The sequence below is a fragment of the Duganella sp. GW821-FHT01E12 genome, from assembly GCF_059422325.1.
This window is the reverse complement of record NZ_JBWKWR010000001.1, coordinates 926591-950425: the sequence shown is the minus strand read 5'-3', so window position 1 is coordinate 950425 and position 23835 is coordinate 926591. Positions and strand designations below refer to the sequence as shown.

The window sequence follows — 23835 nt, the reverse complement described above, 5'->3', positions numbered from 1 at the left end:
GCAGCGCGCCGCTGTTGGGCGCGCTCAAAGGGGCGCTAGCGTGCCGCCGCGGCCGACAGCGCCTTGCCGCGCGCCCAGTACACCCGCATCAGCAGCAGCGCCCCGAGGATCAGGCCGAAGATGATGGGCTGCGTGAAATTGTGCTTGCCCGCCTTCATCCACCAGAAGTGCAGGATGGCCAGCGGCGCGATCACATAGATCAGCCGGTGCAGCCACTGCCAGCGCTTGCTGCCCAGCCGTTTCACCATGCCGTTGGTGCTGGTCGCGGCAAGCGGTATCAGCAGCACGAAGGCGATGAAGCCCACCGTGATGAACGGCCGCTTCAGCACGTCCTTCCACATCTCCTGCACGTCGAAGAAATGGTCGAACCACAGGAAGGTCATGAAGTGCAGCAGACCGTAGAAGAACATGTACAGCCCCATCATGCGGCGCAGCTTGATCAGCCAGTTCCATTTGCTCAGCTTGCGCAGCGGCGTCACCGCCAGCGTGAAGCACAGAAAGTACAGGGTCCAGTCGCCGGTGCCGCGCGTGATGAATTCCAGCGGCTCGACCAGTTGCCCGGTCACCGTCAGATACACCATGCGCGCCAGGGGCACCAGCGCCAGCACGAAAAGCGCAGCCTTGATCAGCCCGGTCTGCCGGGCGGTGGGATTGAACGCCATACGCTTAGAAGAACTTCTTCAGGTCCATGCCCGCGTACAGCGGCGCGACGTCGGCATAGCCGTTGAACATCAGCGTCTTGCGCTTGCGGGCCAGGAAGCCGTCCTCGCCGATGCGGCGCTCGGACGCCTGCGACCAGCGCGGATGGTCCACGTCCGGATTGACGTTCGAATAGAAACCGTACTCGTTCGGCGCCGACAGATTCCACGACGTGCGCGGCTGCTCCTTGAGGAAGCGGATCTTGACGATGGACTTGGCCGACTTGAAGCCGTACTTCCATGGCAGCGCCATGCGCACCGGCGCGCCGTTCTGGTTGGCCAGCGTTTCGCCGTACATGCCCAGCGTCAGCAAGGCCAGCGGATGGTTGGCCTCGTCGATGCGCAAGCCTTCGGTGTACGGCCATTGCAGCACGCGGCTGCCTACGCCCGGCATCTGCTTCTTGTCGGCCAGCGAGACGAACTCCACATACTTGGCGTTGCCGGTCGGCTCGACCTTCTTGATGATCTCGGAGAACGAATAGCCGATCCACGGAATGACCATCGACCAACCCTCGACGCAGCGCAGGCGGTAGACGCGCTCCTCCAGCGGCGCCAGCTTGAGCAGCGCGTCGATGTCCAAGGTCATCGGCTTGTTCACCTCGCCCTCGATGGACACCGTCCACGGACGGGTCTTGAGCGTGCCGGCGTACATGGCCGGTTCGCTCTTGTCGGTGCCGAATTCGTAGAAGTTGTTGTAGCTGGTGGCGTCCTTGTACGGCGTGTGCTTGTCGAGCGCCGAATAGGAGGGATTGAGCTTGGCCGCCAGCTTGGGATTGACGCCTTGCGCGAATGCTTCGCGGTTGGCCATCTCCAGCAGCGCGGCGCCGCCGAGCGCGCCGGTGGCGATCTGCTTCATGAAGCTGCGGCGCGATTCGTACACCTCGCGCGGCGTGATTTCTGATGAAAACGGCAACTCGATGCCGTTGGGGCTACGCTTGATCAGCATGCTGACTCCAAAGATTGTGCAAGGTTGAGACTTGGTCGCGGCTATAGCCTGAACCTTACACCAATCTGGGCCAGCAAAAGTTCACATCGCGTTTACAACTTGCCGTAGGAGTGCAGGCCGGACAGGAACATGTTCACGCCCAGGAAGGCGAAGGTGGTCACCAGCAGGCCCACCAGCGCCCACCAGGCCGCCGGACGGCCGCGCAGGCCCGTCATCAGGCGCATGTGCAGCCAGGCCGCGTAGTTGAGCCAGACGATCAGCGCCCAGGTTTCCTTCGGATCCCACGACCAGTAGCCGCCCCACGCCTCGGCCGCCCACAGCGCGCCGAGGATGGTGGCGATGGTGAAGAAGGCGAAGCCGGCCGAGATGGCCTTGTACATGACGTCGTCCAGCACCTCCTCCGACGGCAGGCGGTCCACCAGCCGGCCCGAGGTCTTCAGCAGATAGGCCGCCGCCACCATCGCGGCCAGCGCGAAATTGCCGTAGCCGATGAAGTTGGCCGGCACGTGGATCTTCATCCACCAGCTTTGCAGCGCCGGCAGCAGCGGCTGGATGTCGGCGGCGTCGCGCGAGGTGGTGTACCAGAACAGGAAGCCGATCGCGGCAGTGATGACCAGCGTGACGAAGGCGCCCAGCTGGCGGGTGGCGTAGCGCTGCTCGAAGTACAGGTAGAACATCGCGGTGATCAGCGAAAACAGGATAAACACTTCATACAGATTCGACACCGGAATGTGGCCGACGTCGGCGCCGATCAGGTAGGACTCGTACCAGCGCACCATCATGCCGGTCAGGCCCAGCACCACGGCGGCCCAGCACAGTTTGGAGCCGATGCTGAAGGCCGATTCGGAACGGGCCGCCGAGCCGATCACGTAGAACAAGGTCGACAGGCAGAACATCACGCTCATCCACAGGATCGCGGACTGGCTCGACAGCATCATGCGCAGCCAGAATTTCTTGGTGCCGTTGTCGAGCTCGCCGGCGTACATGGCGATCGCGCCCAGCGCCAGCAGGGCCACCAGCGGCATCAGCCAGCGCGCCGGCTTCCAGTGCCAGCCCAGCGCGGCGAACGCCGGCGCGGCGGCCAGCAGGATGCCCTTCTCGTAGACGTCCATGTAGTGACCGTAGCGGTTCAGGCCGAACAGCGAGCCCGCCAGCAGCGCCAGCGCGAACACCCAGTCGAACGCGGTCAGGCGCTTGAAGTAGCCGGGCGCCTGGGTATAGGTTTGGGTCGATTGCGTCAGTTCCATCATTTCTCTCCGTGGCCGCTACAGCTTACGCCGATTGCGGCAGCTTTTCTTTCAAAGTTTCAAACTCGCGTTCGAAGTCCAGCGTCTTGCGCTGGGTGCTCATGGCCATCAGCGCCTCGGCGCCGGCGCCGTCGTCCTTGATCCACACCCACAGGCGGCGTTCGCGGATATAAAACATCGAGAATACACCCAGCACCAGGAATACGCAGCCCAGGTAGACCACCTTCTTGCCCGGCGAGCGCGTGACCTGGAACACCGAGGCCTGGATCTGTGTGAAGTCGTCCAGCTGCAGGTAGACCGGCGCGCCGTAGAAGTAGGCGTCCGACAGGGCGTTGGTGGACAGTTGCAGGAAGCGGGCGTGGGCCTCGTCGGCGCTGACCGGCTCCAGGCCGTCCTTGGCGCGGGCGGCCTGCCACAGGTCCCACAGGCTGCCGTTGAGGATCTTCATGAACACGTCGGCGGCCTTTTCCTGCTCGGCGGCCGGGATCTTCTCCAGGAAGCGCGAGATGGCGACGAAGCCGGCCGCCTTGTCGTTGCCGGCGAAGATGGTCAGGCTCTTCTCGGCCGAGGCTTGCAACTGGCCGCGCAGCGCGTCGCCGTTGGGCGACTGCGGCGTGGCGCGCTCGGCGTAGCGCTTGGCGGCGGCGGCGCGCAGGGCCGGGTCGCTGAGGGCGGCGCGCAGGCGCATCCATTCGGTCACGCTGTGGGCGTCGTCGGCGGGAATGCGCAGGAAGCTGAACGGGTCCGACGGGTTGACGCGCATGCCGGCCAGGAAGACGGTCGCGCCGTCCACCGTCACCGGTTGCATATAGTTCTGGTATTCGCGCGCCTGGCCGGTCTTGTCGCGCAGCTTGTAGGTCACGCTGGGGCCGACGTTCTTCAAGTCCTTGTTGTGGGCGTTGCGGCCGGCCGAGCCGGTGTGCTTGTCGAGGCTGTTGGCGAACTGCTCCTCCAGGCTCTTGCCCTTGGTGACGGCGCGCGCGTCCTGCGAGGCGGCCAGGTTCTCGACGTTGAACGGACGGAAGCCCGACCATTCGACGGTGTAGGCGTCGCCCATGGCGGTGCTGCCGCCGACCTCGCCGGCGATGTCGAACTTGGCGGTGCTGCCGCCCACCATCGGGTAGCCGCTCAGCTTGAGCTTGCTGCCGCCGTCGTCAAAGCTGGACTGGTAGATCGCCAGGCCCTTGTACAGCAGCGGCTTATTGACCTCGATGACGGCCTTGACCACCTCGCCGCTGGCGTGGTCGCGCACCTCGACCTCGCTGGCGAACAGCTTGGGCATGCCGGTGGTGTAAAAATCAATATTGAATTTTTTCAGCTTGATGGTGAACGGCAGGTCCTGGATCAGCACGCCGTCGGGACGGGTGATGATGGCGCTGTCGCTGGTCGAGCCTTCCGGGATCATGGTGTTGCCGCGGAAGGTGGGATTGCCCAGGCCCAGGCGGCTCTGCGCCGGCACCGCCGAGATCAAGCCGCTGCCGTTGAACGGTACTTTGCCGAGGAACCATTCCTGCAGGCGGATCGGCACGTCCGAATCGAGCAGGCCGCCGATGCAGATGACCACGATGGCGGTGTGCGCGAAGATGTAGCCGAACTTGTTGGCCGCGCCCTGCTTGGCCGCCACCAGCGTGCCGTTGTCCTTGTCGACCAGCTTGACCTTGTAGCCGGTGTCGGCCAGGCGGGCGGCGGTCTGCTGCGCCAGCGCGGCGCGCGCCAGCGACGAGCGCCACTGCATCTTGTGGTGGAAATTCAGCAGCGAATTCTCGCGCACGTTCTCGCGCCAGCTGCGCATGTCCTTGAGCATCTTGGGCGCGTTGCGGATGATGCACAGCGAGGTCGACGTCACCAGCGTGGTCATCAGCAGCAGGAACCACCAGGCCGAGTACACGGTGTACAGGCCCAGCTTGCCGAACACCTCGAACCAGAACGGCCCGAACTGGTTGATGTAGTTGTTGGTGGCCTCGCCCTGCTTCATCACGGTGCCGACGATGGCGGCGATGGCGATCATCGCCAGCAGCGCGATGGCGAAGCGCATGGAGGAAATCAGTTCGACCAGTTCGCCGACGAGGGGGCGGCGGGTCTTCAGTTCGATGCCGGTGGTGCTGGGGCTGCTGCTCATGCTGGAACGATCTCAAAAAAATATGCTGGGGGCAGCATAACAACAAAAAGGGCAGCCCGCTTACGCTGCCGCCCTCTATGCACTATCAGTTGCACCGCAACCCAAGGGCGCGGCCAGCTGTTCTTATTTCAAGCCGGCGACGTAATCGGCCACGGCTTTCATTTCCTCATCCGACATGCGCTTGGCGATGGTGGTCATCTGCGCGCTGTTCTTGCGGCCGTTGGCCTTGAACAGGCCCAGCTGGGCCACCGTGTAGTCCTGGTGCTGGCCGGCGATGCGTGGATATTGCACCGGGATGCCGGCGCCGGTGGCGCCATGGCAGCTTGCGCAGGCCGGGACGTTTTTCTCGGCGATGCCGCCGCGATAAATCTTCTTGCCCATCTCAACCGTTTCCTTGTTCTTCGCGGCACCCGGCTTTTGCGCCTGGGTGGCCAGCCAGGCCGAGATGTTGTGCTTTTCCTCGTCGGTCAGCATCTTGGCGAAGCCGGTCATGACCGGTTGATTCCGCTCATCGCCGGAAAAGTTCACCAACTGCTTGTAAATGTAGCCTTCGTGCTGGCCGGCCAGTTTGGGATTGACGGTGATGGTGGAGTTGCCGCCCGCGCCGTGGCAGGAGACGCAGGCCGGCAGGCCGCGCGCGGTGTCGCCGTTTTCAAACAGGGTGCCGCCTTTGGCCGCATCGACTTTGGGCGCTGCCGCTTCGGCGTGGGCCGGTTTTTTTTCTTCGGCGGCGGATGCGGTGCCGGCAACGGCCAGCAGGGCTACCAACAGGGATTTTACAAACGGTGAAAACGCACGATTCATTCAAGCACCCTCAAAAAAGTTTGTCGAACGTATGCCGCAGGCTAGTAGCTATCGGCTATGGCAACACTTCGTAACCACTCATTGTACAATAGCTTTCCAGCATATTTGCTCCCTTTTGTTGCATTTCCCCCATCTCATGTCCAAACTCTGGCAAGCCCGCTTCTTTACGACCGTCAACCAATTGCGCGATCTGCCCGACACCACGGTGCCGGAAATCGCCTTTGCAGGTCGCTCCAACGCCGGCAAATCGACCGCCATCAACATCCTGTGCAACCAGAAAGGGCTGGCGTTCGCGTCCAAGACCCCTGGCCGCACCCAGCACATCAACTACTTCTCGATCGGCGGCGCCCACGTGGCGCAGCACCGCAAGGACCCGACCATCGTCGACGAGATCGAATGCCTGCTGGTCGACCTGCCGGGCTACGGCTACGCGGAGGTGTCCGGCTCGGCCAAGCTGCACTGGCAGCGCCTGCTGGGCGACTATGTCCAGCGCCGCGAGCAACTGGCGGCCTTGATCTTGATCATGGATTCGCGCCGCCCGTTCACCGAGCTGGACATCCAGATGCTGGAATGGTTCGCCCCGACCGGCAAGCCGATCCATTGCATCCTTACCAAGGTTGACAAATTGAACCGCAACGAATCCGTCAACGTGCTGCGCCAGGCCAAGGCCAAGCTCGACAGCTACGTCGACGAAGACGGCGAAGGTTTCCCCTTCACCGTGCAACTGTTCTCCGCGCTCAAGCGCATCGGCATCGAAGAAGCCAACGACAAGATCCTGGAACTGGCCGGCGTCACCGATGACGAAGCCGCCGCCCAGGTCGATCTGATCGAAATGGAAGACGACGCCGAGCCCGACGAGCAATAACCCCACAGCATAGGAAAGTTTTAGCGATGCACAATCCACACGTTTCCGCCCAATTCCCCGCCATCCGCATGCGCCGCATGCGCCGCGACCCGTTCTCGCGCGCCCTGATGCGCGAAAACAACGTCACCGCCGCGGACTTGATCTACCCGGTGTTTATCCTGGAAGGCACGCAGCAGCGCGAGCCGGTGGCGTCGATGCCGGGCGTGGAGCGGGTGTCGGTGGACTTGCTGCTGAAGGTGGCGCAGGAATGCGTGGAGCTGGGCATTCCGGTGCTGGCGCTGTTCCCGGTGATCGACGCGTCGAAGAAGACGCCGGACGGCATCGAAGCGACCAACCCGGACGGGCTGGTGCCGCGCGCCGTGCGCACCTTGAAGCAAGCCTTCCCCGAGCTGGGCATCCTGACCGACGTCGCGCTGGACCCGTACACCAGCCACGGCCAGGACGGCCTGATCGATGAGAACGGTTATGTGATCAACGACCTGACCACCGACATGCTGGTGCGCCAGGCCCTGTGCCAGGCCGATGCGGGCGTGGACGTGGTGGCGCCATCGGACATGATGGACGGGCGCATCGGTGCGGTGCGGGCGGCGCTGGAGGCCAAGGGGCACATCCACACGCGCATCATGGCGTACTCGGCCAAGTACGCGTCGGCGTTCTACGGCCCGTTCCGCGACGCGGTCGGCTCGGCCAAGAATTTGGGCAAGAGCGACAAGAACACCTACCAGATGGACCCGGCCAACAGCGACGAGGCCCTGCGCGAAGTCGGGCTGGACCTGGCCGAAGGCGCGGACATGGTGATGGTCAAGCCTGGCATGCCGTACCTGGATATTGTGCGCAGGGTCAAGGACGAGTTCAAGGTACCGACTTTTGCGTACCAGGTCAGTGGCGAATACGCGATGATCAAGGCGGCCGCGCAAAACGGCTGGTTGGACCACGACAAGGTGATGATGGAATCGATGCTGGCCTTCAAGCGCGCCGGCGCCGACGCCGTGCTGACCTACTTCGCGCTGGACGTCGCCCGCCTGCTCAAAGCATCAAAATAACCCCTGGGGTCAAGTCTGACATTCGGACACGAGCTCTGCACTAGGCACGCGCCTACTGCAGAGCTCGTGTCCGAATGTCAGACTTGACCCCAATTTTATTTAGTCGCTGCGCAGGGCGGCGATGGGATCGAGGGCGGCGGCCTGGCGGGCAGGGAAGACGCCGAAGGCCAACCCGACGCCGACACATAGCAACACCGCTACGATCAAACTCAACGGCGACCAGGCGACCGACCAGCCGGCCAGCGCGGCGATGCTGTAGGCGGCGATCGCGCCCAGCGCCACGCCCAGCAGGGCGCCGCTGACGGCGATCACCAGCGCCTCGGCCAGGAACTGCTCGATCACGTCCCGCCGCCGCGCGCCCAGCGCCCGCTTCAAGCCCACTTCACGCCGCCGCTCCAGCACGTTGGCCAGCATGATGTTCATGATGCCGATGCCGCCCACCAGCAACGATACCGCCGCGATCGAACTCATGACGATGGTGAAGATCCGCTGCGTCTGCTGGTTCTGGCGATACAGGCCCATCGGTACGATCAGGTTGGTGTCGTCGGCGACGCCGTGGCGCTGCGTGATCAATGCCTGCAGCACGCGGGCGGCGCTGTCGGGCGCGACGCCGCCGCCCAGGCGCACGCTGATGCCGTCCACCTCGTCCTCGATGCGCTTGAAACTGAAGCGCGCGCGCCCCGTCTCCCACGCCACGAACAGGCGCTCGTCATCCAGTCCCAGCTTGACGCCTTCGAAGTCGGACTTGCTTTGCGCGCGGTCGGCCAGCACGCCGACCACTTCCAGCCACACATGGTTGAGCTTGACCCGCTGGCCGACCGCAGCGCCATCGCCGAACAGGGTGCGCGCCAGCCGCGCGCCGACCACGCATACCGGCGCCAGCGTGGCGCCATCCTGCGCCGCCAGCCAGCGGCCGCTGGCCACCTGCAGGCCGCCGTGCGCCGCGTACGACGGCGACACCGCATAGGCGCGCCCCGCCACCACCTTGTCCCCCAGCACCAGCTGGTCGACCTTGATCTCCTTTTTCAGCGCCACCGTCTGCGCGCCCGGCACCACCGACAGCGCGGCCTCGGCGTCGGCGGCGGACAGGCCCAGCGAACGCGTGCGGATTTCCTTCAGCTGCTCGGGCTCGATGGCCTTGCTTTCGATGAGCACGTTGTCCAGGCCCAGCTCGGCCACCAGCCGCAGCGCCTCGCGCTTGCTGCCCTCGCCCACCGCCAGCATGGCGACGATGGCGGCCACGCCGAAGATCATGCCCAGCAGTGTGAGCCCGGTGCGCAGCTTGCGCCGCAACAGTTCGGTCACGGCCTCCCGTATCAATGGCAGGTTCATGATTTCTCCGTGGACGACGGCGGCAGCAGCACGATGCGCGCGCCGGCCGTCAATCCGCTTTTGAGTTCGCTGCGCACCGGGCCGCGCTGGCCCAGCTCGATCTTGTGCCGCACCGGCTTGCCCTGCTCGTCCGTGTACACCGCGTAGCCCGCGCCATCCTGCACCAGCGCCAGGTTGGGCACGGTCAGCGCGGCCGGCCGTGTCACCAGCTGCACGGTGCCGCGCAGCGCCTGGCCGGGCTTGAGGCCCAGCTTGACCGCGGCGTCGTTGGGGATGGCGGCGTCGAAGTCGCTGTACTTGACGGGCGACTCGGTGGAGGTGGTGCTGGCGCTGTTGCCGACGCGGGTCACGGTCAATGTCAGCGCGGTGCCGGTGCCGGCCAGGCGCACCTGCACCGGCAGCCCGGCCTTCAGGCCGAAGGCCCGGCCCTCGGCCACGGTGAAGTGCGCCACCAGCTGGCGCAGGTCCGGCAAGGTGCCGAACTCCTGCCCGGCCGACTGGCTGGCGCCGATCTCCGGCTTGGCGCCGTCCCAGCGCGGCACCAGCAGGAACACGCCGTCGTGCGGCGCCACCAGTTCCAGCGCGTCCAGGCTGTCGCGGTTGCGCTTGGCCGTCTGCGCCACGCTGTCGCGCTGCGAGTGCAGCACCGCGTCCTGCGCGGCCGTGCGCGCCTTGGCCTGGCCGCCCTTCCAGTCCAGGTAGCCGCGCTTGGTGCTGAGGAAGCCGACGTCGGCCAGCGCGTCGAGGATGGTGTTGCGGGCGAAGATGGTCAGATCGACCTTGGCGTAGCGCTGGCTCAGGCCGAGGTCGTCCTCGACCTTGGCGCGCTCGCCGGCCAGCGTGCTGCGCTCGACGGAGGCGTTGCCCGCGTTGCCGGCTTCGGCGATGGTCTTGCGCAGCAGTTCCATCTCGGCCTGCGACAGTTCCATGCGCGCCTGCGGCGCGTCGAAGCGCGCCACCACGTCGCCCTTGCGCACGGCGCTGCCGTCGGCCACCATGTCCACCAGCACGCGGCTGCTCCATCCGCTGCCGGGCACGGTCAGCGCGGTGCTGGCGGCGGCCTTGATTTCGCCGTCCACCGTCAGCGTTTCGGCCCACGGCCGCGCGGCCAGGGTTTCGACGGCGCCGGGCGCGGTCGAGGCCTCGCCGCCGCAGCCGGCCAGCGCCAGCAGCATCAATGCCATGCAGGGTTTGTTCATTGCTTGTGTTCCTTGCCGCGCGCGTCGGCCACCAGCACCGCCTGCACGGCGGCGCCCGGTTTGAGCCCGGCGGGCGCGCCGTCAAACTGCAGTTCGAGATCGCGCACGATGGTCGATTGCGCGGTGGATTTGCCGTGGAAGGCGCGGCCCAGCGCCACCACGTGCGCGCTCAACGCCTGGTTGGCGCCCGGCACGGTCACGCGCGCCCGCTGGCCGATGCGCACGTTCGACGCCTGCGCCTCCGGCACGGTGGCGTTGATGTACAGCTGGTCCGGGTCGGCCAGCGTGGCCACCGACAAGCCCATCCACACCTGGCTGCCGACGGTGACCTTCTCGCCCGAGAAGGTGGTGCGGTACATCACCAGTCCCTTGCGCGGCGCCAGCACCGTCATCGCCGCCTGGCCCTTGGTCAGCGCGGCCAGTTGCCGCTGCAGGTCCGCCACTTCCGCCTGCAGGCCGGTGAGCTCGGCCCGGCGCGCGCGGATCTGCACGGCGCGCTGCTCCACCGCCAGCCTGGCCAGCGCCAGCTTCTCCGTGCGTTCGATGACCAGCTTGTCGTAGTCGACGCGGCGTATCAATTCCTTCGGCTGCGTGGCCTTGCGCTCGGCCTTCTCGGCGTTGCTTTGCGCCTCGGCCACGGCCAGCTCGCCGGCGCGGTCGGCCTCGGCCTGGTCGAGTTGCAGCTTTTCCAGCGCGCGCTGCTTTTCGCGCAGCTGGCCTTGCTGCTGCATCAGCTGGGTGGTCACCTCGCCCGATTCGAATTGCGCGATCGGCTGGCCGGCGTTGACCAGCGAGCCCTCGGGCGCGATGCTGGCCAGCTTGTACTGCCACACATACGGGATGGTCGGCGGCGACACCGGCAGCGCCTGGCGCGAGGCGATCTCGCCCTCGATGGCCGGCGGCTCGGCGGCGATGGCCGGCTGGTGCGCGGCGTTCGCAACTGCCCCGGCGGCGCGCGGTTCGGCGAAGACGCTCATGCCCGCCACCAGCGGCAGGCCGTGCCCTTCCGGCAGGCCGATCTTGACGCGGAAGTAGCGTCCGCTGCCCCAGCTGGCGCGCGCTTCCGGCGCGCTGGTGATCGACTTGATCGTGCCGGTCAGCGCGGCGCCGGGCAGCGCATCGAAGCGCAGGCTGAGGTCCTGGCCTTCGCTCAGGTAGGGACGGTCGGCCTCCAGCACCCAGGCCGTGACCGCCATCTGGCCGCCGCCCTGCACCACGCCGGCGGCGTTGCCCGGCCAGGCCGACGAGCCTTCCTCGAAGCGTTCGCCCTTCCACGGGCTGTAGCCGTGCACCACCACGCCGTCGCGCGCGGCGCGCACTTCGGACTGCTTGAGCTGGACGGTCTGGAAGGCCAGGTTGATCTGCATTTTCTTCACTTCCAGCTCGCCGTCCTCGCGCCGGCGCAGCACCGACTGCCGGTAGTTGTCGCGCGCTTCGAGCTTGATCGCCAGGTCGCGGGTGGCGCGGTCCAGCTCGGCCTGGTAGCGGTCGTAGTTCAGCGCGGTGATCTGTAGCTTGGGCAGCGCGGCATCCACCTTGGCCTTGGCCAGCGCGGCCTCAGCGCTGATCAGCGCTTTCTCGGTGTCGATGGCGCCCGCTTCGAGGGTGGCGGTGTCGCGCTCGACCCGGGCGATGGCGCGGTCCAGCTCGGTCTTCAGGCGGTCGATGTTGGCGGCGCCGCCGGTCTCGATGCGCAGCACCAGGTCGCCGGCCTTGACCTGCGTGCCCTCGGCCACGAAGTTGCGCAGCACCAGCGGCGACGAATTCGATGGCGGCACCACGATGGTCTGCGTGTCCAGCGCTTCGACTTCGCCGGTCAGCAGCACGGGGCGCGCGGCCGGGGTCTGCACGGCGCCGGCTTCACCCGGCGTGGCGCGGCCAGACGCGGCGCTGGTGGACGAGGCGGCGCCAGCGATGCCGTGCGATGAGACGGCGGCGGCGATGCCGGCCGCCAGCAGCGGCACGGCGCACAGCACGGCGATGGAGGAGCCCGGCTTCATGCGGCCACCTCGTCGATGCGGCCGTCGCGCAGGTGGATGGTGCGCTGGGCGCCGGCGGCGATGGCCGGATCGTGCGTGACCAGCACCAGCGTCTGGCCGCCGGCGTGCAGCTCCTTCAGCAGCGCCAGCACGTCGGCGGCGCTTTTGGAATCGAGATTGCCGGTGGGTTCGTCGGCCAGCAGCAACGCCGGGCGGTTGAGCAGCGCGCGGGCGATCGCGGCGCGTTGCAGCTGGCCGCCGGACAGCTGGCCCGGCAGGTGGCCGGTGCGCTCGCCCAGGCCGATGCGCTCCAGCAGCGCGACCGCGCGGGCGGCCGCCTCCGGATCGGCGGCGCGGGCGTAGCGCTGCGGCAGCAGCACGTTTTCCAGCACCGTCAGGCGCGGCAGCAGGTGGAAGGACTGGAACACGAAGCCGATGCGGCGGTTGCGCACCTCGGAGGCGGCGTCGTCGTCGAGGGCGCTGATCTCGTGGTCGGCCAGGCGGTAGCGGCCGCTGTCGGGACGGTCCAGCGCGCCGAGCACGTTGAGCAAGGTGGATTTGCCGGAGCCGGACGGCCCCATGATGGCGACGAACTCGCCGGGCGCGATGTGCAGGTCGATGCCGTCGAGGGCACGGATGTCGTTGCCGCCCTGGCGGTAGGTCTTGCGGATCTCGCGGAGTTCTATCATCGGGGAAGTATCTCCGCCGATGATAGTTTTGTCAATTCACTAATTTGTCTTTTAGTGTAACAATTTTTGCCACGCTTAGTCGAGCGTGACCTCCATGCGGTTGTCGCGCGAGACGCGGTCGATCATCTTGTTGTACGGGTCGACGCCGACCTCGAACGGCTGTTCCTTGACCGTGACCGTCACCACCGGATCGCTGCCCTGCAGCACGCGCTTGTCGGTGTACAGCACGCGCTCGTCGCGCTCCTTGGCGCCCTTGGCGCGCGCGAACACGGCGATCTCCACCGGCTCGTCGTAGACGCGCGGCGTCTCCTTGCCCTTGCCGTCGGCCTCCATCTTGGCCAGGTGCAGCGTCATGGTCACGTCCCACTGGCCGTCGGCGCGCTTGCGGGCCTTGGCCTCGGTCACGCGGTTGTCGTAGAAGACGATCTTCTCGAACAGGTCGGTGATCAGCGCCTGCTTGTCCTGCGGCGCCTCGGCGCGGATGTAGGACAGCAACTCGCGGCTGGTGGTGTACGGCGGCTGCTGATAGGCCTTGTCGTTCAGGAAGCGCTTGAGCGCGCGGTTGAGCGCTTCCTCGCCGATCTCGTCGCGCAGGCGGTAGAACACCAGGCTGCCCTTGCGGTAGTGGATGTACTGCTGGTTCTCCACGCGCAGCAGCGGCTGCTCCTCGACCAGCTCGCCGCCACGGTCGCGCAGGTAGTGGTCCAGCTCGAAGCGCAGGAAGCGGCGCAGCTTGTCGCGGCCGTAGGCCTTCTCCATCACCATCATCGCCGAATATTGCGCCAGCGATTCGATCAGCATGGTCGAGCCCTGCATGTTGGCGCTGACCGCCTGGTGGCCCCACCACTGGTGCGCCATCTCGTGCGCGGTGACGTAGTAGACGTAGTCGATGTCGTCCTTGTCGCGCAGGTCGGCGATGAAGCCTATCGACTCCGAATACGGGATGGTGTTGGCGAACGATTGCGCGAAGCCCTGGTAGTTCGGGAACTCCAGCACCCGCACCTGCTTGTGCTGGTAGGGCGTGAAGTTGGCCTCGAAGTAGTCGAGCGATTTCTGCGCCGAGGTGATCATGCGGTCGACGTTGTAGGCGTGCTTGCTGTCGTAGTAGATCTCGATCGGCAGGCCGTGCCACTCGCCCTTGCGCACTTCCCAGCGGGCCGACAGGTAGGCGAAGAACGGCACCATCGGCCGGTCCATCTTGTAGTGGAAGTAGCGGCGGCCGTTCTGCTCCCAGCGCTTCTGCAAATAGCCGGGGGCGATGGCGATCTGGTCGGCGCTGGTGGAGACGGTGGTCTCGAAGTTGATCCAGTCCGCCTCGTCGCTGAAGATGGCGTTGCCGCGCGCCTTCTCGTCCTCCAGCTTGGCCATGCGCACCGGCTCGCCCAGGCCGCGCTTGCGGCGTTCGTTGCGGTCGGTCAGCTCGCCCTGGTGGTTGTAGCCGAAGTGCGGGAAGAACGTGAAGTTGTCGAAGAAGGTGCCGTTCAGGTTGACCCGGTCGGCCGCGCCGCTGTTGGTGAAGCCCTGGTTGCGCACGTCGACGTGGAAGGCCAGGTCAAGCTTGGCGCCGGGCGCCAGCGGCTGCGCTAGCTTGACGATGCTGAAGCCGGCCTCCTTGTCGTCCAGCTCCACCTTGTGCGGCGGCAGGTTGTCGAAGCGCGTTTCAAGGTCGGGATTGACCTGGATGCGCAGCACGTCGAGCGGCGCGCCGGTCTTGTTCTCCATCTGGTAGCGGCCGCGGATCGCCACCCGGCGCTCGGCCGGGTAGATGTCGACGTCGGCGCTGATGTCGGTCACGCGCGGCTGCGGCAGGTCGATATAGCGGCGGTACAGCTTTTCGTAGCGGGCCTGCTTGTCCATCGCCACATCGGACGCCTCGTACTTGTTGAGCACGTTGGTGTTGTAGAAGATCCAGGCGCCGCTGCCCGCGAAGCCGGCCAGCAGCGTGGCCAGCGCGACGCCGGACGGCCCCTTCAGGCGCGCCGCCGCCAGTTGCACGCGCTGGCGCCACGGACGCGCCAGTCCGCGCACCCAGAAGGCCTGCGCCAGCACCAGCAGCGCCAGCGTGAACAAGCCCCAGTAGACGCCGAACCACGACCAGCCCTTGAGGAAGTGGCCGTAGCCGTTCATGTCCGAATAGCGCAGGCCGGGCAGCGAGGCGAAGTTGTACAGGTTGTGGTCGAAGTGCATGACGCCCAGCACGATCTGCGACACCATCAGCACGATCACCAGCAGATAGCCGAGGAACTTGTTGTTGGTCAGCACCTGCAGCACCAGCGCCATCAGGCCCATCAGCACGAAGAACGCCGATTCCAGCAGCACGCCTTTCAGGTACAGGCCCACTTCGATCGGCGTGCCGCCCTTGACCAGCTGGAAGCACGCGGCCGCCACCACGCCGGTCAGCAGGAAACCGAAGATGACGCCCATCAGCGCGATGCTCTTGGCCAGCAGCGGCGCCCAATCCGGCACCGGCATGGCGTCGCTAACGTCGGCGATTTTGGCCTGGCGTTCCTTGAAGATCAACTCGCCCGCGTAGAAGGTCAGCACGATGATCAGCATGAAGTTGAAGGTGCCGGCCAGCGTGCGCAGCATCAGCCCGGTGACCGGATACACGGTGGTGCCGAAATTGGCCCCGGCCTGGCTGCCGGCGCCGATAAAGTTAAGCACACCGAACAGCAGCATCACCAGGAAGGGCACGCTCTTGAACACGCCCACCGCGTCGAAGCGCAGGATGTGCCAGCACTGGCGCCAGCCGGTCGAGGCGCTGAAGCGCGCGACCGTGCGCGGCAGCGCCACGTTGGACGGCGTCGGCGCGGCCACCGCCGCGGCGGCCTTGGCCTTGCCGAACAGGCGGCGGCCGGTGCCGGCGCGCTGCGGCTTGAACAGCGCCAGCGTGGCGCCGAAGAACACCAGCGCCACCGCCAGCCACAGCGCGCGGTTGGCCAGCAGGAAGCCGCTGAACGGCGGCAGGCTGGCGTTCGAATCGGCGGTCGAGAAGTAGCGGGTGGCGCGGCCGAAGGCGCGCACGCCGAACGGGTCGAGCAGCACGGCGGTCCATTCGTTGTTGATGTCGCGGGTGAACACGCCGGCCACGATCCACAGCACGAAGAAGCCCAGCACGCCGACATAGACCAACATCATCGAGCGGGTGGTGGCCGCCAGCAGCATCAGCAAGGCGCCGACGAACACCAGGTTGGGAATGACGAAGAAGCCGAAACCCCACAGGTAGGCGAACAGCGGCTGCGGCCCGATGCGGGCGGTGTCGACCCACGGCATGACCGAACCGAGCAGCATGCCGGCGGCGATCAGCACGAAGATGCTCACGCAGGCCGTCAGGCCGGCCAGGAAGCGCCCGGCCAGGTACTGGTACTTGCGCATCGGCGTGGCGAACAGCATGTCGGAGATGCCGACCTCGCTGTCGCGCAGCACGGTGCCGGCGATGAAGACGGTGACGATGAAAGTGGCCACCACGGTGAACGAGCCCAGCATCTGAGCCACGACCACCGGCGCGTTGCGGTGCACATTGCCGATGGCGCCGCCGACCTGGATGGCGTCGCTGGTGGCGGCGCCGAAGGCCAGCAGGCCCAGGATCAGGCCGGTAACCCACAGCAGCGGCTGGCGCAACTGGAAGCGTAAATCGAATTTAAAGAATTCCATCAACATGGCGCGCCCCTCAGACCGTGGCGGCCGCGTTGGCGGCGGCGCCGCGCACGTGCAGGAAGTAGACGTCCTCCAGGTCCGGCTCGACCTGGATGAAGCCGTCGTCCGGCTGGCCGTCGGCGTACACATTGATCTGCGGCTTGCCGCCGACCAGGCGGGTGTGCAGCACGCTCATGCGCTGCTGGTATTCCGGCAGCGCCTCGGCGCTGACGCTGCGGCGCCAGACCTTGCCGCGCAGCGTGTCGATGGTGGCCTGCGGCTCGCCCTGCAGCCGCACCTCGCCCTTGACGATCAGCGCCATGCGCGGGCACAGGTCGGTGACGTCGGCCACGATGTGGGTCGACAGGATCACCACCACCTGCTCGCCGATCTTGGCCAGCAGGTTGAGGAAGCGGTTGCGTTCGTCGGGGTCGAGGCCGGCGGTGGGCTCATCGACGATCACCAGGCGCGGCGCGCCGAGCAGCGCCTGGGCGATGCCGAAGCGCTGGCGCATGCCGCCCGAGTAGGTGCCCAGGCCGCGCTTGCGCGCTTCCCACAGATTGGTCTGTTGCAGCAGCGCCTCGACCGCCTCCTTGCGCTCGCCGCGCGCGGTCAGGCCCTTGAGCACGGCGAAGTGGTTCAGCAGCACCTCGGCCGTGACCTTGGGGTAGACGCCGAAGTCCTGCGGCAGGTAGCCGAGCTGGCGGCGCAGTGCCTCGGGCTGGGCCAGCACGTCGAGGCCGTCGAAATGGATGGAGCCGCTATCGGGGTCCTGCAGCGTGGCGATGGTGCGCATCAGCGACGATTTGCCGGCGCCGTTGGGGCCGAGCAGGCCGAACATGCCGTTCGGGATGTCGAGCGTGACGTCGTTGATGGCCTTGACGCCGTTGGCGTAGGTCTTACTCAGCTGTTTGATCGATAGCATGGAACACATTCTCCTGATAGGGGACGGACACAGTCCGCGACAACTTTACTTTAAGGTAAAGTTGTCAAGCTATCAGGGATTTGCGACCGACTGCGGAATTCGGGGAATGAAACGTAGTTTTTTGGCAAAATCAGCGGCCGGCGCCGCGCGTGTATTCGGGGAACATTTCCTTGAGCAGGAAGGCGATCAATTCCTTCTCGTCCTCCTTGCGCGCGCTCAGCGTCACGACCTTGCCCAGGCGGCGCGAATCCCACTCGAAGTCGCCCGGCTTTTCCTTGCGGATGATCTTGACCATTTCCTTGGCCACGGCGGTTTCGATGTCCTGCTCGGCGCCCTGCTCGACGTGGATCTGCTGCAGCCAGCGGCGCTTGAAGTTGGTGTTCCAGCCGCGGAACTTGACGTCGGCGCTGTGGTAGCTCTTGTCGACCGAGAAGATGCCGCCGGTGTCGTCCTTGTCGGCGCCGCTGGTGCGGCCCTGCGCGCCGGCGATGTTGGCCTTGGCGATGCGCAGCGAACGTTCGCTGTCGCTCTCGGCCGGGGCCGGCGGCGCCGGTTGCGGGTTGTTGGCCTCGCGCGCGGCGCGGCGCTTGGCGATCATCTCGGACATGTCCTGCTCGGGCGGCGGCGTCATGGTCGCCTGCACCGGCGGCACATAGGTTTCCAGCTTGGGGCGGATAGCGGCCGGCGCGTCCTTGGAGGCGACCTGCTTGCGCGGCGGCGGCGGCTTGACGGCCTTGGCCACCTCGGTCTTCTTGGGCTCGGGCTTGGGCTTCTTGGCCGCCTTGTCCGGCAACGGCGCGATGTAGACCATCACCCCGCCCTTGGGCGGCGCGGCATGGGTGTTCTTGGGCGTGGGCGACAGGAAGTAGTACAGCACGCCCAGCAGGTGCAGCGCGATCGAGATGCCGACGCCGATGCGGTTGGACTGCGATTTGCGATCCCATGCGGCGTACCGCTCCCCGGCCTCAGGCAAACGCTGGCCGCACGTTTCGCAATATTCGGAATTTGCAGAAAGTATATGGGAATCGTGATGCAAAATAGCAAACCTTGAATGGAACGACGTCGACAAAATGCGGCCATAGTGCCAGAGTCCCGCATTTTTGGGAACCGCTGTGCAAGGCCATGATAACGCGCCGGACGGCGGCGCGTGCGCTCCAGGGAATTTAACAGGAATAGCTTACAAGTTCCGCGTCTTGACGGGTGTTACCGTATGTATCAAGGGTCTTGCAAAGTGACGTGCGGCAACACCGTGGAGGAGGATGCGGCGATGGTCTGGCGGGTGCCGGGCTGGGCGGCGGCGTCCATGCGGGCCAGCATGGCGTGCACGCAGCGGTCGGCGTCCAGCACCTGGCGCGAGCGCATCTGCGGCCTTGGCAGGGCGTGCGTGTAGTAGTGCGCGCCCTCGACCAGATAGCCCAGCGCCCACAGGTCGCGCGACGGCTGGCCGAAGTCGTCGCGCGGCTGGCCGGCGCTGTCGATGTCGAGCCCGCCGGGGTGGTAGGCGCCGTTGTAATACGGCCGCACCAGCCCCCGCTTCAGCACATTACGGATGAGTAAGGAATCGTCGAGTTCGGGCAAAAAGGCGTCCAGGCGGGCGATCACCAGCACATCGGCCTGGTGTTGGACCACCTTTTCGCCGAAGGTGGTGCTCAGCACGTAGCGCGCGTTCTGCCCGTCGAGCCCGATGGTGCAGCCGGGTCCGGCGGCGATGTCGATCACGCCCGCGTCCAGCAGCGCCAGCAGCTCCTGGTTGCGCCGCAGCGGCGGCCCGAAGGCGATGCGGTTGATGGCCGGGTGGTAGACGTCGAGGAAGCGGCGGTGCGAGGCCGGCGTCAGGCCGCCGTGCTCGACCGCCGCCTGCAGGGTGGCGCGGGCGTCGCGCAGCACGTCGGTGGCGGCCTTGACGGCGCTGCCGACGTTGCCCAGCCTGGCCTCGGCCAGGTCGTCGCGCAGCCAGCCGCAGAAGAACTGGCGGAACTCGTCCAGCGAGCCGAACTCGCGTCCGTGCAGCGGGAACAGCAGCTGGTCGATCAGCGCGCTGTCTTCCGCCGTCAGCAGGTATTTGGCGGGATCGATGGCGGCGCCGTCCGGCGCTGCCGTGGCCAGCGTGCTGCGGTAGACCCACCCCATCTCGCGCTTGAGCAAGGGCAGCAGTTCGCGTTCGAAGTCCAGCTGGCGGCTGCCGCGCGCGGCCAGCGCCAGGCGGCGCAGCGCGTCCACCGCGTCCGGCGTGAAGTAGTGCGGCTGGTGGCGGCCGTCCAGCCCCTTCTGGTTGACGCCGCGCGCGGCGGCCGGCAGGCAGTTGCGCGAGCACAGCGTCAGGCGCGGCTCGGCGCCCGAGGGTTGGTAGCGCAGGCCGTCCTCGCCCTGCACGAAGGCGCCGCCCCGCCCCACCGTCAGCTCGGCGATGATGTCGTGCGCGCTCAGGCCCAGGCCCTGGATGGCGACCCGGGTGCCGGCGCCGATGCCGTCGAGCTGGGTCAGCGGATAGGCGTGGCGCACGAAGGCCAGCCGGCTGTTGTGGCGCGCGTGCTCCTGCGCGAAGCCGGCCAGCTTCGCGTCCAGCTCGCTGGGCTGGTTGCGGCCGTGGCCGGTGGTCAGCACGACGAAGTCGCTGTGCACCAGGTAGCCGGTTTCCAGCTCGACGGTGTGGCGGCCGTCGGCCTGGCGCCACAGGTCGGTGGCGCGCAGGCGGTGGTGGCTCAGGCGCACGCTGGACGGCAGCGCGGCGGCGATCTGGCGGTAGGCCCAGGCCAGGTATTCGCCCAGCAGGCTGCGCGGCAGGTAGTCGGCCTCGGTGATCTCGGCGCCGCCGTGCTCGCCCAGCAGGTAGTAGCGCTCGCCGACGCGGCGGTAGCCGGCCTGGCGCGCCCACGCGGTCAGCGAGGGCGTGGCGCACACCGGCGCGTGCTGCACCGCGCTGGGGGCGGGAAACAGCGTGACCTGGCTGGCGATGGTGTTGATCAGCAGATGCTGCGGCTGGCGCGTGCTGTGCACGCCGGGGCCGCAATCGCCGGGCTCGATCAGGTTGATGTCGAGCGGCAGCTGGCGGCTGACGGCGGCCGCTGCCAGGCGTTCAAAAGCGCTGAGCCCGCGCGGGCCCATGCCGACGATGGTGACACTGTAGCGTTTCATCTTCAACCGTCCTTTATCGTGGTCAACTTGCCCATGATAAAGAGACGGTCTTCAGATCAACTTGTCACCGCTCAATGCTTGACGGTGTTCACGGCCTTCAGTGGCACGGCGTGCACACCTTGGGCGGCCGGCGCATCGCCGGCGACCAGTTCGGCGTCGCTCATCGGGCCGGTGCCGCTGTACTTGTCGAGGAACAGGTAGATGACCGGCGTGATGTACAGCGTGATCACCTGCGAGAAGATCAGGCCGCCCACCACGGCCAGGCCCAGCGGCTGGCGCAGCTCGGCGCCGGCGCCCAGGCCCAGCGCGATCGGCAAGGCGCCCATCAGCGCGGCCATGGTGGTCATCATGATCGGGCGGAAGCGCAGCACGCAGGCTTCGCGGATCGCCTCGGCCGGCGTGCGGCCCTCGTTGCGCTGCACGTGCAGCGCGAAGTCGATCATCATGATGGCGTTCTTCTTGACGATACCGATCAGCATCAGGATGCCGATGATGGCGATCATCGTCAGGTCCAGGTTGAACAGGCGCAGGGTCAGCAAGGCGCCCACGGCGGCCGACGGCAGGCCGGCCAGGATGGTCAGCGGGTGGATGTAGCTCTCGTACAGCACGCCCAGCAGCACGTAGATCACGCCCAGCGCGGCGATGATCAGGATCAGCTGGCTGCCCTGCGAACTCTGGAACACGGCCGCGTCGCCGCCGTAGTTGGTGATGATGGACGGCGGCAGGTGCATGTCGGCCCCCATCTGGTCGATCTTGGCGGTGGCCTTGCCCAGCGGGACGTCCGGCGCCAGGTTGAACGACAGCGTGATCGCCTGCAGCTGGCCCTGGTGGTTGACGGCGGTCGGGCCGATGGTGCGCTCGACCGTGGCAAAGCTGGACAGCTGCACCAGGTTGCCGCTCTTGTTGCGCACCGAGATGCGGGTCAGCGCGTCGTCGAACTGGCGGTCGGCGGTGGCCGCCTCCAGGATCACGTAGTAGCTGGCGGCCGGCGAGTAGATGGTCGACACTTGCCGCTCGCCGAAGGCCAGGTAGAGCGCGGTGCGGACGTCGCCGATGGCCACGCCGAGGTTGTTGGCCTTGTCGCGGTCGATCTTCAGCGAGGCCTGCAAGCCCTTGTTCTGCGAATCGCTGGTGACGTCGCGGAAGTCGGGATCGGCGCGCAGCTTGTCGAGGTATTTCTGCGCCCAGTCGTTGAGCGCGCCGGGGCTGACCGATTGCAGCGTGTACTGGTAGCGGCTCTTGGACTGGCGCCCGCCCAACTGCAGGTTCTGCACCGGGCTCAGGTAGACGGAGATGCCGGCCACGGACTTGGTGGCCTTGCGCAGGCTGTCTAGCACCTGCGGCATCTTCTGGCGCTGGTCGCGCGGCTTGAGCACCAGGAACATGCGGCCGCTGTTGCCGCCGCCGACAAACGAGGTCACGTCCTGCACATTGGGGTCGGCCTTGATGACGGCCGCCACGCGCTCCTGCAAGTCCATCAGCGAGGACGAGGAGATGTCCTCCGAGGCCTCGGTGTTGACGCGGATCTGGCCCAGGTCCTCCTCGGGGAAGAAGCCTTTCGGGATGGTCACGTACAGCACCGCCGTCAGCGCGAAGGTGCCGACCGCTGCCAGCAGCACGATGTAGCGGTGGTGCAGCGCGATGTCGAGCGTGCGGACATAGCCGTTGCGCAGCGCGGTGAAGCCGGTCTCGAACCAGCGGCCGATGAAGCCGCCCTTGTCGTGCTCGGGATCGATGGCGTCGGCCGGCAGCAGGCGGCTGGCCAGCATCGGCACCAGCATCAGCGACACCGCCGCCGACACCAGCACCGACAGCGCCACCACCACGGCGAATTCATGGAACATCAGCCCGATCACGCCGGGCATGAAGAAGATCGGGATGAACACGGCCACCAGCGAGACCGAGATCGAGACGATGGTGAAGCCCATCTCCTTGGCGCCCACCAGCGAGGCCTGCAGCGGCTTCTTGCCGAGCTCGATGTGGCGCACGATGTTCTCCAGCACCACGATGGCGTCGTCCACCACCAGGCCGACCGCCAGCGTGATGCCGAGCAGGGAGACGTTGTCGAGGCTGTAGCCGAAGGCGTACAACAAGGCCAGCGCGCCCAGCAGCGAGATCGGCATCGTGATGGCCGGGATGAAGGTGGCGGCCGCGCGGCGCAGGAACAGGAAGATCACCAGCACCACCAGGAAGATGGTCAGCAGCAGGGTCAGATTGACGTCGTGGATGGCTTCGCGGATCGACACCGAGCGGTCGTTGACCAGGTTGATGTTGATCGACGCCGGCAGCTGGTTCTTGAAGCGCGGCAGCAGCCGGCGCACGCCGTCGACCACCTGCACGGTGTTGGCGTCCGGCTGGCGCTGCACCAGCAGCACGATGGAGCGCTCGCCGTTGTAGCTGCCGGCGGTCTTGACCGACTGGAAGCTGTCCTCGACGGTCGCCACGTCCTTCAGGCGCACCGGCTGGCCGTTGCGCTGGGCGACGATGAGCTCGGCGAATTCGGACGCCTTCATCAGCTGGGCGTTGCCCTGGATGGTCAGCGTCTGGCTCGGGCCGTCGAGGATGCCCAGCGGCGTGTTGGCGTTGGCCGACTTGATCGCCTGCTGCAATTCATCGAGCGTCAGGTTGCGGGCGTTCATCAGCTCGGACTTGGCGCGCACGCGCACGGCGAAACGCTTCTGGCCGTTGACGCTGACCTGGGCCACGCCGGGCAGGGTCGACAGGCTGGGGGCGATCAGGTTCTCGGCGTAGTCGTTCAGCTCGGCCAGCGTCAGCGACGGCGAGTTCATCGTCATGAACAGCACCGGCGCGTCGGCCGGGTTGACCTTGCGGTAGGACGGCAGGTCGGTCATCTCGATCGGCAACTGGCGCTGGGCGCGCAGCAGCGCCGCCTGCACGTCCACCGCCGCCTCGTTGACGTTGACGCTGGGGTCGAACTCCAGGGTCAGCGAGGAATTGCCCAGCGTGTTGGTGGAGGTGATCAGCGACAGGCCGGCGATGGTGGAGAACTGCTTCTCCAGCGGCAGCGCGACGGACGAGGCCATTGTGTCCGGCGCGGCGCCCGGCAGGTCGGCCGAGACGTTGATGACCGGCGTGTTGTAGCTCGGCAGCGCGGCCACCGGAATGTAGAAGTACGACAGCACGCCGGCCAGGATCAGGGTCAGCGACAGCAGCACCACCATCACCGGCCGGCGGATGCACAACTCGGAGAGGTTCAT

16 protein-coding genes are annotated in these 23835 nt (G+C 66.6%); 2 read left to right on the top strand and 14 right to left on the bottom strand.

The window, feature by feature from the left end; all coding sequences use genetic code 11:
• Nucleotides 1-35: 35 nt before the first annotated feature.
• From msrQ to AC07WS_RS04070, 5 genes are all read right to left on the bottom strand, one after another.
• Nucleotides 36-662, bottom strand: a complete 627-nt coding sequence (msrQ, locus tag AC07WS_RS04090) for a protein-methionine-sulfoxide reductase heme-binding subunit MsrQ (protein WP_494727806.1) — start codon at nucleotides 660-662, stop codon at nucleotides 36-38.
• Between the two features lie 4 nt (nucleotides 663-666).
• A complete protein-coding gene (gene msrP / locus AC07WS_RS04085) occupies nucleotides 667-1644 on the bottom strand; it encodes a protein-methionine-sulfoxide reductase catalytic subunit MsrP (RefSeq protein WP_494727805.1) in 978 nt (325 codons plus the stop codon).
• 92 nt (nucleotides 1645-1736) lie between these two features.
• On the bottom strand, nucleotides 1737-2891 hold the full coding sequence (ccsB, locus tag AC07WS_RS04080; protein WP_494727804.1) for a c-type cytochrome biogenesis protein CcsB: 1155 nt from the start codon (nucleotides 2889-2891) through the stop codon (nucleotides 1737-1739).
• 25 nt (nucleotides 2892-2916) lie between these two features.
• On the bottom strand, nucleotides 2917-5010 hold the full coding sequence (locus AC07WS_RS04075) for a cytochrome c biogenesis protein ResB (RefSeq protein ID WP_494727803.1): 2094 nt from the start codon (nucleotides 5008-5010) through the stop codon (nucleotides 2917-2919).
• Between the two features lie 123 nt (nucleotides 5011-5133).
• Entirely contained in the window at nucleotides 5134-5814 is a 681-nt protein-coding gene (locus AC07WS_RS04070) for a c-type cytochrome (protein WP_494727802.1), read from the bottom strand.
• A 136-nt stretch (nucleotides 5815-5950) separates the two neighbouring features.
• On the opposite strand from AC07WS_RS04070, the gene yihA reads away from it, so the two are divergent.
• Both yihA and hemB read left to right on the top strand, forming a co-directional pair.
• Entirely contained in the window at nucleotides 5951-6679 is a 729-nt protein-coding gene (gene yihA / locus AC07WS_RS04065) for a ribosome biogenesis GTP-binding protein YihA/YsxC (RefSeq protein WP_494727801.1), read from the top strand.
• 26 nt (nucleotides 6680-6705) lie between these two features.
• A complete protein-coding gene (gene hemB, locus AC07WS_RS04060) occupies nucleotides 6706-7722 on the top strand; it encodes a porphobilinogen synthase (protein ID WP_494727800.1) in 1017 nt (338 codons plus the stop codon).
• A 99-nt stretch (nucleotides 7723-7821) separates the two neighbouring features.
• Here the strand turns inward: hemB and AC07WS_RS04055 are convergent, their stop codons facing one another.
• From AC07WS_RS04055 to AC07WS_RS04015, 9 genes are all read right to left on the bottom strand, one after another.
• Nucleotides 7822-9054 carry an ABC transporter permease gene (locus AC07WS_RS04055; protein ID WP_494727799.1) on the bottom strand — a complete coding sequence of 411 codons (1233 nt, stop codon included), beginning with the start codon at nucleotides 9052-9054 and terminating at the stop codon, nucleotides 7822-7824.
• Nucleotides 9051-10253 carry an efflux RND transporter periplasmic adaptor subunit gene (locus AC07WS_RS04050; RefSeq protein WP_494727798.1) on the bottom strand — a complete coding sequence of 401 codons (1203 nt, stop codon included), beginning with the start codon at nucleotides 10251-10253 and terminating at the stop codon, nucleotides 9051-9053. Before AC07WS_RS04050 ends, AC07WS_RS04055 begins: the two co-directional genes overlap by 4 nt.
• Nucleotides 10250-12253: an HlyD family secretion protein gene (locus tag AC07WS_RS04045; protein WP_494727797.1), complete on the bottom strand. Its 2004-nt coding sequence runs from the start codon at nucleotides 12251-12253 to the stop codon at nucleotides 10250-10252. The genes AC07WS_RS04050 and AC07WS_RS04045 overlap by 4 nt, the downstream gene beginning before the upstream one ends.
• Nucleotides 12250-12921 (bottom strand): ABC transporter ATP-binding protein, encoded by a 672-nt coding sequence (locus AC07WS_RS04040; protein ID WP_494727796.1) that lies wholly within the window; start codon nucleotides 12919-12921, stop codon nucleotides 12250-12252. The genes AC07WS_RS04045 and AC07WS_RS04040 overlap by 4 nt, the downstream gene beginning before the upstream one ends.
• Nucleotides 12922-12996: 75 nt before the next feature.
• A complete protein-coding gene (locus AC07WS_RS04035) occupies nucleotides 12997-16581 on the bottom strand; it encodes a M1 family aminopeptidase (RefSeq protein WP_494727795.1) in 3585 nt (1194 codons plus the stop codon).
• 10 nt (nucleotides 16582-16591) lie between these two features.
• Nucleotides 16592-17482 (bottom strand): ABC transporter ATP-binding protein, encoded by an 891-nt coding sequence (locus AC07WS_RS04030; RefSeq protein ID WP_494727794.1) that lies wholly within the window; start codon nucleotides 17480-17482, stop codon nucleotides 16592-16594.
• A gap of 130 nt (nucleotides 17483-17612) precedes the next feature.
• On the bottom strand, nucleotides 17613-18455 hold the full coding sequence (locus AC07WS_RS04025) for a hypothetical protein (RefSeq protein WP_494727793.1): 843 nt from the start codon (nucleotides 18453-18455) through the stop codon (nucleotides 17613-17615).
• A gap of 242 nt (nucleotides 18456-18697) precedes the next feature.
• Nucleotides 18698-20617 carry an FAD/NAD(P)-binding protein gene (locus AC07WS_RS04020; RefSeq protein WP_494727792.1) on the bottom strand — a complete coding sequence of 640 codons (1920 nt, stop codon included), beginning with the start codon at nucleotides 20615-20617 and terminating at the stop codon, nucleotides 18698-18700.
• A 71-nt stretch (nucleotides 20618-20688) separates the two neighbouring features.
• Nucleotides 20689-23835 carry an efflux RND transporter permease subunit gene (locus AC07WS_RS04015; protein ID WP_494727791.1) on the bottom strand — a complete coding sequence of 1049 codons (3147 nt, stop codon included), beginning with the start codon at nucleotides 23833-23835 and terminating at the stop codon, nucleotides 20689-20691.

Coding starts and splice junctions, on each gene's coding strand:
- ccsB (WP_494727804.1), bottom strand. CDS start 2,891: ATGGAACTGACGCAATCGACCCAAACCTATACCCAGGCGCCCGGCTAC.
- AC07WS_RS04035 (WP_494727795.1), bottom strand. CDS start 16,581: ATGTTGATGGAATTCTTTAAATTCGATTTACGCTTCCAGTTGCGCCAG.
- msrP (WP_494727805.1), bottom strand. CDS start 1,644: ATGCTGATCAAGCGTAGCCCCAACGGCATCGAGTTGCCGTTTTCATCA.
- AC07WS_RS04030 (WP_494727794.1), bottom strand. CDS start 17,482: ATGCTATCGATCAAACAGCTGAGTAAGACCTACGCCAACGGCGTCAAG.
- AC07WS_RS04075 (WP_494727803.1), bottom strand. CDS start 5,010: ATGAGCAGCAGCCCCAGCACCACCGGCATCGAACTGAAGACCCGCCGC.
- yihA (WP_494727801.1), top strand. CDS start 5,951: ATGTCCAAACTCTGGCAAGCCCGCTTCTTTACGACCGTCAACCAATTG.
- AC07WS_RS04050 (WP_494727798.1), bottom strand. CDS start 10,253: ATGAACAAACCCTGCATGGCATTGATGCTGCTGGCGCTGGCCGGCTGC.
- AC07WS_RS04045 (WP_494727797.1), bottom strand. CDS start 12,253: ATGAAGCCGGGCTCCTCCATCGCCGTGCTGTGCGCCGTGCCGCTGCTG.
- AC07WS_RS04070 (WP_494727802.1), bottom strand. CDS start 5,814: ATGAATCGTGCGTTTTCACCGTTTGTAAAATCCCTGTTGGTAGCCCTG.
- AC07WS_RS04055 (WP_494727799.1), bottom strand. CDS start 9,054: ATGAACCTGCCATTGATACGGGAGGCCGTGACCGAACTGTTGCGGCGC.
- AC07WS_RS04020 (WP_494727792.1), bottom strand. CDS start 20,617: ATGAAACGCTACAGTGTCACCATCGTCGGCATGGGCCCGCGCGGGCTC.
- AC07WS_RS04040 (WP_494727796.1), bottom strand. CDS start 12,921: ATGATAGAACTCCGCGAGATCCGCAAGACCTACCGCCAGGGCGGCAAC.
- AC07WS_RS04015 (WP_494727791.1), bottom strand. CDS start 23,835: ATGAACCTCTCCGAGTTGTGCATCCGCCGGCCGGTGATGGTGGTGCTG.
- hemB (WP_494727800.1), top strand. CDS start 6,706: ATGCACAATCCACACGTTTCCGCCCAATTCCCCGCCATCCGCATGCGC.
- msrQ (WP_494727806.1), bottom strand. CDS start 662: ATGGCGTTCAATCCCACCGCCCGGCAGACCGGGCTGATCAAGGCTGCG.